12 protein-coding genes are annotated in these 14,731 nt (G+C 70.7%); 1 reads left to right on the forward strand and 11 read right to left on the reverse strand.

What is annotated here, in order from left to right; all coding sequences use genetic code 11:
- Positions 1-190: 190 nt before the first annotated feature.
- The 7 genes from rpmA to OEY_RS0104935 all read right to left on the reverse strand — a co-directional run bounded on the left by rpmA (position 191) and on the right by OEY_RS0104935 (position 9,549).
- Positions 191-454, reverse strand: coding sequence for a 50S ribosomal protein L27 (gene rpmA / locus OEY_RS0104905; protein ID WP_003939075.1), 264 nt, complete (start codon positions 452-454; stop codon positions 191-193).
- Positions 455-490: 36 nt separating this feature from the next.
- The gene (gene rplU, locus OEY_RS0104910) at positions 491-802 is read right to left on the reverse strand and encodes a 50S ribosomal protein L21 (protein ID WP_003939076.1); all 312 of its coding nucleotides are present in this window, start codon (positions 800-802) and stop codon (positions 491-493) included.
- A gap of 202 nt (positions 803-1,004) precedes the next feature.
- Positions 1,005-4,196 carry a translation initiation factor IF-2 N-terminal domain-containing protein gene (locus OEY_RS0104915; protein ID WP_010592809.1) on the reverse strand — a complete coding sequence of 1,064 codons (3,192 nt, stop codon included), beginning with the start codon at positions 4,194-4,196 and terminating at the stop codon, positions 1,005-1,007.
- Between the two features lie 389 nt (positions 4,197-4,585).
- A complete protein-coding gene (gene ndk / locus OEY_RS0104920) occupies positions 4,586-5,005 on the reverse strand; it encodes a nucleoside-diphosphate kinase (RefSeq protein ID WP_006937234.1) in 420 nt (139 codons plus the stop codon).
- 16 nt (positions 5,006-5,021) lie between these two features.
- Positions 5,022-5,447 carry a DUF4233 domain-containing protein gene (locus OEY_RS0104925; RefSeq protein WP_010592810.1) on the reverse strand — a complete coding sequence of 142 codons (426 nt, stop codon included), beginning with the start codon at positions 5,445-5,447 and terminating at the stop codon, positions 5,022-5,024.
- Complete coding sequence (gene folC / locus OEY_RS0104930) at positions 5,444-6,877, reverse strand: bifunctional tetrahydrofolate synthase/dihydrofolate synthase (protein WP_010592811.1); 1,434 nt, start codon at positions 6,875-6,877, stop codon at positions 5,444-5,446. Before folC ends, OEY_RS0104925 begins: the two co-directional genes overlap by 4 nt.
- Positions 6,874-9,549 carry a valine--tRNA ligase gene (locus OEY_RS0104935; protein ID WP_010592812.1) on the reverse strand — a complete coding sequence of 892 codons (2,676 nt, stop codon included), beginning with the start codon at positions 9,547-9,549 and terminating at the stop codon, positions 6,874-6,876. The genes folC and OEY_RS0104935 overlap by 4 nt, the downstream gene beginning before the upstream one ends.
- Positions 9,550-9,650: 101 nt before the next feature.
- Here OEY_RS0104935 and OEY_RS0104940 point away from each other — a divergent pair, with 101 nt between their 5' ends.
- Positions 9,651-10,601 carry a TIGR03621 family F420-dependent LLM class oxidoreductase gene (locus OEY_RS0104940; RefSeq protein ID WP_010592813.1) on the forward strand — a complete coding sequence of 317 codons (951 nt, stop codon included), beginning with the start codon at positions 9,651-9,653 and terminating at the stop codon, positions 10,599-10,601.
- A 59-nt stretch (positions 10,602-10,660) separates the two neighbouring features.
- Here the strand turns inward: OEY_RS0104940 and OEY_RS0104945 are convergent, their stop codons facing one another.
- The 4 genes from OEY_RS0104945 to OEY_RS0104960 all read right to left on the reverse strand — a co-directional run bounded on the left by OEY_RS0104945 (position 10,661) and on the right by OEY_RS0104960 (position 14,633).
- Complete coding sequence (locus OEY_RS0104945; RefSeq protein WP_010592814.1) at positions 10,661-12,664, reverse strand: S9 family peptidase; 2,004 nt, start codon at positions 12,662-12,664, stop codon at positions 10,661-10,663.
- 168 nt (positions 12,665-12,832) lie between these two features.
- Complete coding sequence (locus OEY_RS0104950; protein ID WP_010592815.1) at positions 12,833-13,459, reverse strand: maleylpyruvate isomerase N-terminal domain-containing protein; 627 nt, start codon at positions 13,457-13,459, stop codon at positions 12,833-12,835.
- A gap of 17 nt (positions 13,460-13,476) precedes the next feature.
- Entirely contained in the window at positions 13,477-13,893 is a 417-nt protein-coding gene (locus OEY_RS0104955; RefSeq protein ID WP_017680513.1) for a toxin-antitoxin system YwqK family antitoxin, read from the reverse strand.
- Between the two features lie 125 nt (positions 13,894-14,018).
- On the reverse strand, positions 14,019-14,633 hold the full coding sequence (locus OEY_RS0104960) for a GNAT family N-acetyltransferase (protein ID WP_010592817.1): 615 nt from the start codon (positions 14,631-14,633) through the stop codon (positions 14,019-14,021).
- Between the last annotated feature and the right edge of the window lie 98 nt (positions 14,634-14,731).

The following is a 14,731-nucleotide window of genomic DNA, read 5'->3' on the forward strand; positions in this document are numbered from 1 at the left end:
CCGTCGAATGGTGGAACTGTTGTGTCGGCCGGTGCTCCCGCTGTGCCGGGATCACCGGAGTCGTGCCGGGACCACCGCGCTGCCGATGGTCCGAAAACAGTAGGGGCGGACCCGGGTGTGCGACCCTGGTCCGCCCCTACTGGGAGTATGTGCGAAGGAGACCTTCGCGGTGTCCGATTCGGACGGCAGATCAGGCGTCTGCCGCGACCGGAACGATGTTGACCGTCTTGCGACCACGCTTGGTGCCGAACTCGACGGCACCGGCAGCAAGCGCGAAGAGCGTGTCGTCGCCGCCACGACCGACGTTCACGCCGGGGTGGAAGTGGGTGCCACGCTGGCGCACCAGGATCTCACCGGCGCTGACGGCCTGGCCGCCGAAGCGCTTGACGCCGAGACGCTTGGCGTTCGAATCGCGACCGTTGCGGGAGCTGGATGCACCCTTCTTATGTGCCATGACGAACCCTCCTGGGGTTTGAAGCGGAAGCCCGAATTACTTGATGCCGGTGACCTTCAGGACCGTCAGCTTCTGACGGTGACCCTGGCGCTTGTGGTAGCCGGTCTTGTTCTTGAACTTGTGGATGCGGATCTTCGGGCCCTTGGTGTGCTCGACGATCTCGCCGGTGACCGTGACCTGCGCCAGCTTGTCGGCGTCGGTGGTCAGCTCGGCTCCGTCGACGACGAGGACCGGAGCAAGCGAGACAGCAGTGCCGGGCTCACCCTCGATCTTCTCGACCTTGACGAGATCGCCCTCAGCGACCTTGTACTGCTTACCGCCGGTCTTGACGATCGCGTACGTTGCCATCGGACGGCTACCCCTTGCTAGTTCGAACGTGCTCGCGCCACGGTGTGCAACGCGACTGGTCTGGTGGTTGCTGACTCGGGGCCGCCACAATCCCGCATCGGGCGCAGCAGGGCCGTATCGCCGAGTAGCGACTGACCAAGATTACGGGAAGGTGACTGCCAGGGTCAAACCGGGCCCGGCCGCGGTCGGGCCCGGTTCGACCTCATGCCTGCGCTTCGACCGGCGGGCCGGCAGGCCGGCCGGCGGCCCGGCGACGACGTGGCCGTCGAACGGTCACCGGTTCGGCGCTGTCACCGTCCGAAACCGCCGCGGTGGTCACCGGCTCCGGGGCCGGAGCGGTGGCCACGGGCTCCGGGGTCGGAGCGGTGGCCACGGGCTCCGGGGCCGGAGCCGGCACCACGAAGACGGTGCCGGTGCCGTCGCCCGTCGGAGCCGAAGGAGCCCGCGAGACCCGGCGACGGCGACGGGCCGCCGGCTCGGCGGCCTGCTTACCGGCCTCCGGTGCTTCTGCCGGTTGCGCCTCGCCCGATTCGGCCGGCGCCTCGCGCGATTCGACCGGGCGCGCCTCGCGGGGTTCTGTCACCGGTGCCGACGCGGCTTCGGTGGGCGTCTGCGCGGGCGCTGCCTCCGCCGGCTCGGCACCGGACTCGGTCGGGTGCTCGTCGTGGTTGTCGTGGTGCGCGGCCATCGCCAGAGCGACCGGGTGGGCGCGCTTGACCGTCGCGTCCACCACCGGCGCCTCGGGGGCCGGCTGGGGTGCGGCCGTCTCGGTCGTCGCCGGTTCCGGCTGGGTGCCCCGATCACGGCCGCGGCGGCGACGGGAGCCGCTCTCGCTGCGCGCGGGCCGGCCACCGTCCTCGGCGGCGGCGACCTCGACGGGTTCGCTGTGCACGAGGATGCCGCGGCCGTGGCAGTGCTCGCAGGTGGTGGAGAACGCCTCCACGAGCCCCGTCCCGAGCCGCTTGCGCGTCATCTGCACGAGTCCCAGCGAGGTCACCTCGGAGACCTGGTGACGGGTGCGATCCCGGCCGAGCGCCTCGGTCAGGCGTCGCAGCACGAGGTCCCGGTTCGACTCGAGCACCATGTCGATGAAGTCGACGACGATCATGCCGCCGATGTCGCGCAGCCGCATCTGCCGCACGATCTCCTCGGCTGCCTCGAGGTTGTTGCGCGTGACGGTCTCTTCGAGGTTGCCTCCGGCGCCGGTGAACTTGCCGGTGTTGACGTCGACGACCGTCATCGCCTCGGTGCGATCGATGACGAGAGTGCCACCGGACGGCAGCCACACCTTGCGGTCGAGCGCCTTGGCGAGTTGCTCGTCGATGCGGTGTACGGCGAACACGTCACGCGCGCCCGACTCGGAATCGTGCCGCTCCACGCGGGGCAGCATGTCCGGGGCGACGGTCCGGATGTAGTTCTCGACAGTGTTCCAGGCGTTCTCACCCTCGATGACGAGCTTGGAGAAGTCCTCGTTGAACAGGTCGCGAATCACCTTGACCAGCAGGTCGGGCTCTTCGTAGAGGGTCTTCGGCTGTCCCGAACCGTCGGCCTCGAGCTTGGCGGCCTGCTCCTCGATCGAGGCCCACTGCGTCTGCAGGCGCTGTACGTCGCGGGCGAGTTCGTCCTCGCTCACGCCCTCCGCCGCAGTACGGATGATCACACCGGCCTCGGCCGGGACGACCTCACGCAGGATCTCCTTGAGCCGCTTGCGCTCGGTGTCGGGCAGCTTGCGGCTGATGCCGGTGGACGAGCCGCCCGGCACGTACACCAGGAATCGGCCGGCGAGACTGATCTGCGTGGTGAGCCGGGCGCCCTTGTGCCCCACCGGGTCCTTGCTGACCTGCACGAGCACCCGGTCGCCCGGCTTGAGGGCCTGCTCGATCTTGCGCGAGTTGCCACCGAGCCCGGCGGCGTCCCAGTTGACCTCGCCGGCGTAGAGGACGCCGTTGCGACCCCTGCCGATGTCGATGAACGCCGCCTCCATCGAGGGAAGCACGTTCTGGACGCGGCCGAGGAAGATGTTGCCGACCATCGAACCGGAGCCGGCGCTGGTCACGAAATGCTCGACGAGGACGCCGTCCTCGAGGACCGCGACCTGGGTGATGTTCCCGGGGTTCGCGGTGTCACCGGTCTTCTCCCGCACCACCATGACGCGGTCGACGGACTCGCGGCGGGCGAGGAACTCCGACTCCGTGAGGATCGGGGGCCGACGGCGGCCTGCGTCCCGGCCGTCGCGGCGGCGCTGGCGCTTGGCTTCGAGCCGGGTGGAACCGGTGATGCCCTGAACCTCGTCCTTGGGGGCGCGCGTCTTGGATCGCGGCTCACGTTCGTGGACGACAGTGGGGACCGAGTCGTCCTCGACGGCGGTGTCGGCTCCGTCCGCACTGCCCTTGCGACGACGACGACGACGGCGACGACGGGAAGACCCTTCCCCGGACTCGTCCTCGCCCTGCCCGGACTCCTTCTGCTCGGGCTCCGTCTGTCCGGACTCCTTCTGCCCGGACTCCTTCTGCTCGCCTTCGGCCTGGTCCGCGCTCGGCTCGGCGGTCGCGACCTCTTCCGTCGCCGGCTCCGCGGGCTTTGCTTCCGGGCCCTCGCCCTTCTCCGGAGCGGCGCCCTCCTCGGCAGCAGTCTCCGTGGGGGACGTCTCCTCGGCGGTGGTCTCCTCCGACGTCTCGGATTGCTCGCCACGTCCACGGCCCCGGCCGCGTCGACCACGACGGCGACGGCGCGGCTCCTCCTCGGCGGACTCCTCACCCGGCTCCGCCGCAGCGGTCTCCTCGGTGACCTCCTCGGCGACTTCCTCGACGACGGTGGGCTCGGGCGCCTCGGCCGCCCGGCGGGAACGGCGGCGGCGCGGTGCCGCCTCGGCGGGGGCGGTGACTTCCGGCTGCAGGAACAGTGGCGCGCTGACGACGGGTTCGACGGCGCCCGGTTCCGGCGCGGTGAACGCCGGGGTCTCCTGTTCCATGCCGGTGAACAGGGTCGGAGCCGCAGGTGCCGCGGCGGGTTCCTGAGCGGTGGTGTCCTCGACCGCGGTCTCCGGCTCGGCGGCCGGTTCCCCGGCGGGCCCCTCGGCGCCGGCCGGTTCTCCGAGGGGAGCCTCGGCGGTCTCGGCGGCGGGCACCTCGGGTACCTCACCCACCGGTTCCGGTGCGGCTTCCGTCCCGGTCTCGGCGGGCGCACCGAGAGCGGCGCGGATCTGTTCGGCGAGGTCGCGCTGCAGGCTCGAGTGGGCACTGCGCAATTCGGTGCCGAGGTCGGCGGCTTTGGCCATGACCTGCTTGCTCGTGAGACCGAGCAGTTTGGCGAGTGCGTGCACGCGCATCTTCGGCGGCAGCACCACGGTGCCCTCATCGATGGAAGTGTCGTTCGGCGGCGCTTGTTCGGCCACGTAGGTCTCCTCGGGCCCCCGGGCGCGTCCATCCTCGATCTCGAGCGATGTGACGCGGCCACGCGGGGGCGCTGTCTGTGTGGGCTCGCACCGGGAGGCGCGAGATGTGCGGTCTCGCATCGCACGGTCGTCCGGTGCCCGTTTTCACTGCACGGCCGAGCGGTGCCTGGCTGGATCGCGGATCGAGCGCCGGTGCATCCAGCGTGCCACCGGGCGAGGTGTCTCCTGCGTCCCCGGTCACAGCGATGTCGGGCATCGATCCGTGATGTCGTTCGGTCGTTCCGCAACACTCCGAAGCGGGGCGACCTACCTCAGTATCCCACACAGAGGTCCGTGAATACGCCAACGGCGCCCCGAAGGGCGCCGTGGCACGTAGGTCGACGGACGGATCAGGACCCGGCGAGGGCCGGGAACCACAGAGCGATTTCACGCTCGGCCGACTCCACCGAGTCGGAACCGTGCACCAGGTTCTCGCCGGCGTCGAGCCCGAGATCACCGCGAATCGAGCCGGGTACGGCCTTCTCGACGGGGTCGGTGCCGCCCGCGAGCTGGCGGAATGCGGCGATGGCGCGGGGCCCTTCGAGAACCGCCGCGACCAGCGGCCGCGAGGTGATGAACTCGATCAGGCCGGGATAGAAGGGTTTGCCCTCGTGCTCGGCATAGTGGGCGGCGGCCACCTCCTCGGTGGCGGTGCGCAGCTCGAGTGCCACGATGTCGAGTCCCTTGCGCTCGATGCGCGAGAGGATCTCGCCGACATGACGACGGGCCACGCCGTCGGGCTTGATCAGTACCAGGGTCCGCTCAGTCACGCGCACAGCGTAGTGGTCAGCCCCGCTGCCCCGGTAGCAGGCCCCGCGCCTCGCGGTCCTTCATGTCCTTGCGCAGGTACAGGATGTAGCCCCACACCGCACTGAAGATCACGCCGACGATGCCGAGCGCGAGGTCGACGAAGAAGCCCAGCAGGGTCAGCACCTGCAGCGCGAGGTTGTACCGGAGCGCCCAGGGCCGGCCCTGCAGCCCGGCGCCCGCGATCATCGCGACGGCGAGGAACACGATGTAGCCACCCGAGAGCCACGTGAGTCCCCCGCCGACGACCGCGACAACCGGTAGCACCAGCAGGACCACGATGGCTTCGAGGACGAGCGTGCCGGCCATGACGCCTCGCAGCCCCTTCCACGGGTCCTTCGCGGGGGGCCGGACGGCGGAGTCCCGGTCCGGCGATGCGGCGGAGTTGTCAGCTGCCTCGCTCACGCGGGGTCCTTTCCGAAGAGAGTGCGGGCGGCGCCGGCGGTCACCACCGAGCCGGTGACCACGACACCCGCCCCCGATACTGCCTCACCCGGCTCGGCGACCTCCTCGGCGATGGCGACGGCGGTCTCGAGGGCGTCGGGCAGTGTCGGCGCGACGACCACGCGTTCGTCGCCGAACCGCGCCACGGCCAGGTCTGAGAGCTCGTCGACGTCCATCGCCCGCGGCGAGCCGTTGTGGGTCACGACGATCTCGTCGAACACCGGCTCGAGGGCGTCGAGCAGACCGGGCACGTCCTTGTCGGCCATCACCGACACCACTCCGACCAGCTTGCGGAAGTCGAACTCGTCGGCGAGGGCCGCAGCGAGAGCCTTCGCCCCGTGGGGGTTGTGGGCGGCGTCGAGGAACACCGTCGGAGCGCTACGCACCCGTTCGAGCCGGCCCGGGTTGAGCACCGAGGCGAACGCCGCGCGCACCGCGTCGGCGTCGAGCTGCCGGTCGGCGCCGGCCCCGAAGAACGCCTCCACGGCGGCGAGCGCGAGCGCGGCGTTACGGGCCTGGTGCTCGCCGTGCAGCGGCAGGAAGATGTCGGTGTACACCCCGCCGAGGCCTTGCAGCTCGAGTTGCTGCCCGCCCACGGCGATGCGCCGGGCCAGGACCTGGAACTCGGCGCCTTCGCGTGCGACGGCGGCGTCCGCTTCGACGGCCCGGCGCAGCAGCACCTCCATCACCTCGGGTTCCTGCTGGGCCAGGATTGCGACGGTGTCGCGGGGCACGAGCCCGTCGTCGGGTGCCTTCTTGATGATCCCGGCCTTCTCCCCCGCGATCGTCGCGAGATCGGGGCCGAGGTATTCGGTGTGGTCGAGCCCGATCGGGGTGACGACCGCGACCTGCGCGTCGACGACGTTGGTGGCGTCCCAGGTGCCACCGAGTCCCACCTCGACGACGGCGACGTCGACGGGGGCCTCGGCGAACGCGGCGAATGCCATGGCCGTGGTCACCTCGAACTTGCTCATCGCCGGGCCGCCCGCGGCCTGCGACTGCGCGTCGATCATCGCGACGTACGGCTCGAGTTCGCGATAGGTGTCGACGTAGGTGCGCGGGGAGACCGGCGCCCCGTCGATGCTGATCCGCTCCGTGGCCAGCTGCAGGTGCGGGCTCGTGGTGCGGCCGGTGCGCCGGTGCAACCGGGTCAGCAGGGCGTCGATCATGCGGCTCACCGACGTCTTACCGTTCGTGCCGGCGATCTGGATGGACGGATAGCTGCGCTGGGGGGATCCGAGCAGATCCATCAGCGCCGCGATCCGGGTCAGCGAAGGCTCGATCTTCGTTTCGGGCCAGCGCTTGTCGAGTTCGGCCTCGACCAGGGTCAGCTCGGCCAGGTCGACCGGCGACGGCGTCGCCGGGCCGGCCGCGGACCGGTCCTCGCTCACGCCGACCCCAGTTCCTGCAGGCGCGCGGTGATCCGGGCGATCTCCTCCTCCGCGATCTGCCTGCGGGCGGTGATCTTCTCCACGACCGCCGCGGGCGCCTTGGCGAGGAACGCCTCGTTGCCGAGCTTGGCGGACGTGCCCGCGAGCTCCTTCTCGGCGACCGCGAGGTCCTTGCCGAGACGGGCGCGCTCGGCCGCCACGTCGACGGTGCCGGAGGTGTCCAGTTCCACGGTGACGGTGGCACGGGACAGGCGCACCTCGATGGCGGCGGTGGCGGCGAACTCCTCCGCAGGCTCGGTCAGCCGCGCCAGGGACCGTACGGCCGGCACCTGCGCAACCAGGTCGGCGGCGTCGATCTCGGTGAGGCGTGCGGCGACCTTCTGCGACGGCTTGAGGCCCTGGTCGCTGCGGAAACGGCGGACCTCGGTCACGAGCTTCTGCAGATCCTCGACGCGACGCGCGGAGTCGGCGTCGGGCTCGGTGCCGGTGGCGTTCGGCCAGGACGCGACGACCACGGACTCGCCGCCGGTGAGGACCTTCCAGAGGGTTTCGGTGACGAACGGGATCACCGGATGCAGCAGGCGGAGCAGCTGGTCGAGGACGTTGCCGAGGACCGCCTTGGTGCCCTGCGCGTACTCGCTGCCGTCGGCCAGCTGCACCTTGGCGAGCTCGAGATACCAGTCGCACACCTCGTCCCATGCGAAGTGGTAGAGCGCCTCGCACGCCTTGGAGAACTCGAACCGCTCGAACGCCTCGTCGACTTCGGCGCGGACCTGCTCGAGCCGGTCGAGGATCCACCGGTCCGCGTCGGTGAGGGCGGTGCGCGCCGGGAGCTCGGTGACGACCGCGCCGTTCATCAGGGCGAACTTGGTCGCGTTGAACAGCTTGTTGGCGAAGTTGCGGGAGGACTGCGCGTGGTCCTCGCCCACGGCGAGGTCGCTACCCGGGTTGGCGCCGCGGGCCAGGGTGAAGCGCAGCGCGTCGGCGCCGTACCGCTCCACCCAGTCCAGCGGATCGATGCCGTTGCCGCGCGACTTGGACATCTTCTTGCCGAACTGGTCGCGCACGAGGCCGTGCAGGAACAGGTCCTTGAACGGCACCTGGACGCCGGACTTCCCGCCGGCGGTGATCGCCTCGTCGTTCGCGACGTACAGGCCGAACATCATCATCCGGGCCACCCAGAAGAACAGGATGTCGTATCCGGTGACGAGAACGCTGGTGGGATAGAACTTCTCGAGCTCCGGCGTCCTGTCCGGCCAGCCCATCGTGGAGAACGGCCACAGACCTGAGGAGAACCAGGTGTCGAGGACGTCGGGATCCTGCTCCCAGCCCTCGGGCGCGGTCTCGTCCGGTCCGAAGCACGCGACCTCGCCGTCCGGGCCGTACCAGATCGGGATGCGGTGACCCCACCACAGCTGCCGCGAGATGCACCAGTCGTGCATGTCGTCGACCCACGCGAACCAGCGCGGCTCCTGGCTGGCCGGGTGGATCACGGTGTCGCCGTTGCGGACCGCGTCGCCCGCGGCCTTGGCGAGCGCATCGACCTTGACCCACCACTGCATCGACAGCCGGGGCTCGATTGTCTCGCCGCTGCGCTCGGAATGACCGACGCTGTGCAGGTAGGGACGCTTCTCGGCGACGACCCGGCCCTGCTCGGCCAGCGCCTCGCGCACCCGGACCCGCGCCTCGAACCGGTCCATGCCGTCGAATCGTGTTCCGGTGTCGGCGATCCTGCCGGCCTTGTCCATGATGGTGGGCATCGGCAGGTTGTGCCGCACGCCCATCTCGAAGTCGTTGGGATCGTGGGCGGGGGTGATCTTCACGGCGCCGGTGCCGAATTCGGGGTCGACGTATTCGTCGGCGATCACGGGGATACGCCGGCCGGTGAGGGGATGCTCGAGGGTGGTGCCGACCAGGTGCTGGTAGCGCTCGTCGTCCGGGTGCACCGCGACGGCGGTGTCACCGAGCATGGTCTCGACCCGGGTGGTGGCGACGATCACGTGCGGCTCGTCGTCGTCCAGGGAGCCGTAGCGCAACGAGACGAGTTCGCCCTCGACCTCCTCGAACTTGACCTCGATGTCGGAGATCGCGGTCTGCAGCACGGGCGACCAGTTCACCAGTCGCTCGGCGCGGTAGATCAGCCCGTCGTCGTAGAGCCGCTTGAACATCGTCTGCACGGCCCGCGAGAGACCCTCGTCCATGGTGAACCGGTCGCGGGACCAGTCGACGCCGTCCCCGATGCGGCGCATCTGCCCCTGGATGGTGCCGCCGGATTCGCGCTTCCAGTCCCAGACCTTCTCGACGAACAGTTCGCGACCGAAGTCCTCCTTGGTCTTCCCGTCCACCGCGAGTTGCTTCTCGACGACGGTCTGGGTGGCGATGCCGGCGTGGTCCATGCCGGGCAGCCACAGCACCTCGTAGCCCTGCATGCGTCTACGGCGCGAGAGCGCGTCCATGAGGGTGTGGTCGAGTGCGTGACCCATGTGCAGGCTGCCGGTCACGTTCGGCGGTGGCAGCACGATCGAGTAACCGGGCTTGTCGCTGGACGGATCGGCGGCGAAGTAACCGGCGTCCACCCAGCCCTGGTACAGCTCGTCCTCTACGGCGCTGGGGTCCCAGCTCTTGGGGAGGGCGTCGGCGGGGTTCTGGTGGTTCTCTGGCGCACTGGTCACCCCGCAATCGTAGTCAGCGGAGGCAAACCGCCTGCACACGCCCCACGTGCCCGGATCGGGCCTGCTGGACTGCGGATCACGGGTACGGCACCGTGGCAGACGTGAACGAGTTCCGCTTCGCCACGAACGTCTTCACCCTGGAGTCGGCCGGCGCGTTCGCCGGCCGATGCCGCCGCATCGAGGCGCTCGGGTACGACACGCTGTTCGCCGCGGACCACCTGGGGGTCGTCGCGCCGTTTCCCACGCTCGTCGCCGCGGCGCAGGCGACCGAGCGGTTGCGAGTGGGCACGCTCGTCCTCAACGCTCCGTTCTGGAACTCGGAGCTGTTGGCCCGCGACGTCGCGACCACCGACGTCCTCACCGGTGGCCGGCTCGAACTCGGCCTCGGCGCCGGGCACATGAAGTGGGAATTCGACGAGGCCGGCATCGGCTGGGATCCGATCGGCCGCCGCGTCGATCGGCTCGAGGCCCTGATCGAGGGTCTGGGGCGCCGCTTCGCGGAGGGCGGGTACCCACAACAGGCCGAGCTGCGCGCCGGCCTGGACCTGGCACCGCTGCAGCCGGTCCAGCGGTGCGGGTTCGGCGGCACCGGTCCCCCGCTGCTGATCGGCGGTACCGGGGACCGGGTGCTGCAGCTGGCGGCCGAGCGCGCCGACATCGTGGGGGTGGCCGGTGCCGTGCAGGTGCCGGGACAGGCGCCCGGGGTGCTGCGCATCGCGACGGCCGCCGAGGCCGACGAACGCGTGCGGTTCGCCCGCGAGCGCGCCGGCGCCCGCGCGGACCGCCTCGAGTGGCAGGTGCTGGTCCAGGCGGTCGTGGTGACCGACGACCGAGAGGCCGCGGCGCGGGCACTGCTCGAGCGCTTCGGTCCGATGACGAGCGTCGAGGAACTGCTGGACACGCCGTTCGCACTGATCGGCACGGTGGAACGGATGGCCGATCAGGTCCTGCGCGACCGCGACCGCTACGGCTTCACCTACTACACCGTCCACAGGCCGTACCTCGAGGCGTTCGCCCCGGTGCTCGAGCGGGTGCGGACGCTGGGCGGGTGAGCGTCGCCCCCGACGGAGATGCCGTTCGACTCCCGCGCCGCGCACCGCCGGGATCCGCGTCAGCCGAGCACCTCGGGCAGTTCCCGGGGACGCGCGAGCACGTGCTCCGCGAGGAACGCCTCGACCACCTCGTACCAGATCTTCGCGTGCTGGGGGCCGAGCACCCAGTGGTTCTCGTCGGGGAAGTAGAGGAAGCGATGCACGGTGGAGCCGTCCTCGGCGGCGGGTGCCCCCGACTCGGAGAGCAGTTCGTACCACAGTCGCAGCCCCTCCCCGATCGGCACGCGATAGTCCTTGTCGCCGTGGATCACCAGCATGGGAGTGACGATGTCGGCGACATACAGGTGCGGTGAGTTCTCCACCGCCATCTCGGGGGTCATCTCCCGCGCCCAGTACCAGGCCGAATCCGTGGTGGGTCCGAACTGGTCGAGAGCCCACAGGCTCGCGTGGGTGACGATCGCCCGGAACCGGTCGGTGTGCCCGGCCACCCAGTTGGCCATGTACCCGCCGAAGGAGCCGCCCATCGCGGCGGTGCGGTCGGCGTCGATCTCGGGGAGCTCGATCGCGGCATCGGTCAGCGCCATCAGGTCGGTGTAGGGCTCCTTGCCCCATCTGCCCCACCCGCGCCGGACGAAGTCCTGCCCGTAGCCGGAGGACAGGGCGGGGTCCGGGAGCAGCACGGCGTAGCCGCGGGCGACGAGAAGCCACGGGTTCCATCGCCACGACCAGGTGTTCCAGGAGCTGAGGGGGCCACCGTGGATCCACAGCAGCAGCGGTGCGGGGGCGTCGGGGTCGGCGGTGGCCGGCAGGGCCAGCCAGGCCCGCAGCGGGGTGCCGTCGGCGGCGGCAGTGGTCAGTTCCGTGAGGCGGCCGGGGAGGTCCGGCAGCTCGGCGGGAGCGCGCAGAACGGTGACGGCGCCGGAGCCGTCCAGCGGGATCCGCACCGGGTGCGGCGGAGCGTCGTAGGCCGCACGCAGGGCGTAGACGCACGTTCCGTCGGGTGCGACGCGCAGGTCGGTGTAGGCGGCCGGGTCGGTGGTCAACGGGGTGGGGACGTCGGCCCACAACGCGACCTGGAAGATCGGCGCGCGGCCGTGCTCGTCGGCGGTCACGAGCAGCGCCCCGGAGTCGGGACGCCAGACGACCGACGTCGGCCACCGGTCCCATCCGGGCACCAGAACCGTCGTGTCTCCCGATCGAAGATCGAACAGCCGCAACGTGATTGTCGGCGCGGTCTCGGGGTCGGAGTGTGTCTCGTGCAGGAATGCGATCCGGGTGCCGTCCGGCGAGATCGCGGGGGCGAACACGTCGGCGGTCTCGTCGTCGACGAGGACCGTGCGCAGTCCGGTGTCCGTGTCGATGCGCACCAGGGTGGTGCGGCGGGAGGCGAGCGGCCCGGGGACCGACCAGGTGGTGACGACGAACGTGCCGTCCGGGGCGAGGTCGAGGGTGGCCTCGCGCAGCGCGCCCCCGGGTCCGGGAGTCAGGTCCGACAGGGGCGGGTGGAGGCCGTCCGCGAGGGCGAGCAGGTGCGGCTCGGCCGGGCCGAGGTCGTGATCCCAGTGCCGGATCGGGTATCCGGTGTGCAGCACGGCGGAGATCTTGTGCTTCCTGCGGGCGTCCCGGATCCGTTCGTCGTCGCCGTCGGTACGGCCGAGCACGTCCGCCGTCACCACGATCCGGTCGGCGGCCCGCGCGGCGTGCACTGCGCGTACCCCGCCCTTGCGGGACACGACGCGCTGCGCTTCGCCACCGGCCGCCGGCAGCCGCCACAGTGCGACGGGGGCATCGTCGCCGTCCGTCCCGTCGGCCCGGGCCGCGGTGAACAGCAGGTCACCGGTGGCGGTGAAGACCGGGTTCGACTCGCCCTTCGCACCCCACGTGAGCCGCCGGGCGGGCTCCTGTCCGTGCGGGTCGACCTCCCACAAGGCCCCGACGTACCCGGTCCCCTCCTCGTCCAGGGTGGACTGGGCGATCACGACACGGGTCCCGTCCGGCGACAGCGCGAGCGCGGTGACGCGCGGGAGAGCGAGATAGTCGTCGAGGTCGTCGAATGCGGTCATGGTGCCCGAGGGTAGTGCGCGCCGGGGGCGTCACCGGGGAGCCGACACGGCCGTTTCGGACGGCGAATGCCCCTGCCGACCGGCACTGTGGTCTGCGCCGTCGCCGGCGCCGCGTGGGCGCTGCCCCCACGGTCGGACTCCTGGCGCCGCGTCACATGCGCGGTTGCCTCATCGCATCACCGGCAGGATCCGCGCGCCCGACCGGCCCGATGCCGCTTCGATGAAGTCCCGCGCGTCCGGGACGGCGGCGAGCACGTTGCGGGTGCGTTCGAGTGCCTCCGATTCGGGCGGCGGTCCGCCGACCGTGTCGACGACGTCGAGCAGGTGGACGGTCGTTTCGAGGATGGCCAGGTCGAGGAGTGCGCCGAGCGTCACCGAGCCCAGCAGAGGGTGTGGGACGACGGTCTCACGATCGAGGCCGGTCAGGCGATCGAACGCCTGCGGCAGTTCGACGGCGAATCGCTCGACGAGCGTCTCCCGGCCGGCGTCGGTGGCGGCGTGGCGGACCATCTCGGCGATCCGTCGGTGCATCGGTTCGGCGGCGACCGGGTCGGCGTTGAAGACGCGGAGCATCTCCGCGGCGCTGGTGACCTTTGCCGTGCCCTCGGGCGCGGGGTCGGCGATCAGGGCGATCAGGGCGTCGGGTGCGACGTGGACGTACAGGTCCCGAACGGTCCAGCCCGGCAGCCGGGTCGGGGCCGTCCACTGCTCGTCGCTCAATGCCCGGGCCCGTTCGGCCCAGGAGCGCCACAGCCGGATCAGCAGGGCTCGATCCCGGTCGAAGGTCGATGTCACCGCTCCCCCTCGTTCGGTCACCCGCGCGGCGGCCTCGGCCGGTGGGTGGTCGTCTTCCTGATGCTCCCGTCGGTGTCGTAGTAGGTCCACTCACCGGTCTTCCTGCCGTGCTCCCAGTGTCCGCTGTCGACGAGTGTCCCCGCCGCCGTCCAGCGTTCCCAGTAGCCGTGCTTGTCACCGTGGGCGAACCCGCCGCGCTGCAGCAGACCACCGGTGGCGCGGTACCAGGTCCAGGGACCGTGCAGGACGCCGCGGTCGTAACCACCCTCGGAACGTAGCGCCCCACCGGCGGAGAAGTGCCGCCACGTTCCGTGACGCTCGCCGTCGACGTAGGTGCCCACCATCAGCCCGCCGTGCGGGTCGGGCTCCGCCCATTCGCCGGTCTTGCGGCCGTGACCGTCCACGGCGTTCGGGCGCTCGAGGGGCGCGCTCACGTCGTGCCCCCGACCCGGGCCGGGGCTTCGCATACGCCGCTCGGTCCTGTGGCTGTCCGCGAGACATCACTCACAGATACCGACTATATGCAAGCAACTGCTTGCATATCAAGGGATCGGCCGATTCATCGCGTCACGGGTTCGCGCCACATCTTCCACAGGGTCGGCCCTCCGTTCGGGACGGCGATCTCGCCGGTGACCCGGAACCCGAACCGCTCGTAGTAGGAGATGTTCTTCTCCTTGCTCGATTCGAGATACGCGGGCATCCCGTCGGCGTCACAGCGGTCCAGCCGCGACCGCAGCAGGGCCTTCCCGAAACCTCCGCCACGCGCCGCGTTTCCGGTTCCGATGGCGGAGAGGTACCAGTGCGGCTCGGCCGGATGCGCCTCGTCGAGCGCGCCGTCGACCTCGGCGCCGACGCGGGCCCGGCGCCCGAGCGCGCGGATCATCCCCGCAGTGACCAGCACGGACCGCCACCCCGGGGCTTTCCAGCGACCCGGCGGCGCCCACATGGTCGCGCCTCCGGCGGAACCGTCCGGCCCCTCGGCGAGCTCGAGTCCGCCGTGCGACAGCAGATGATGCTGCGCCTCGGCGGCGAACATGCGTGGCAGACCTCGGCGCCGGCGCTCGTCGTCGGGCCACATCCACATCATCACCGGATCGTCGAAGAACGCGTCGGCGAGGGTGCGGGCGAAGACCGGTATGTCCCGTCGGGTGGCCGGGCGGACGACAGGGGTCATGCGGACGAGGCTACCGGCCTCGACGGAGCATCGTTGCCGCCCAGCAGGTTTTACGTCGTTGTCACACAGCGAGAACCGCGCGTGTTTCGTTTTATGCA

The organism is Rhodococcus sp. P14, assembly GCF_000256505.1.
Lineage (GTDB): Bacteria > Actinomycetota > Actinomycetes > Mycobacteriales > Mycobacteriaceae > Rhodococcus > Rhodococcus ruber.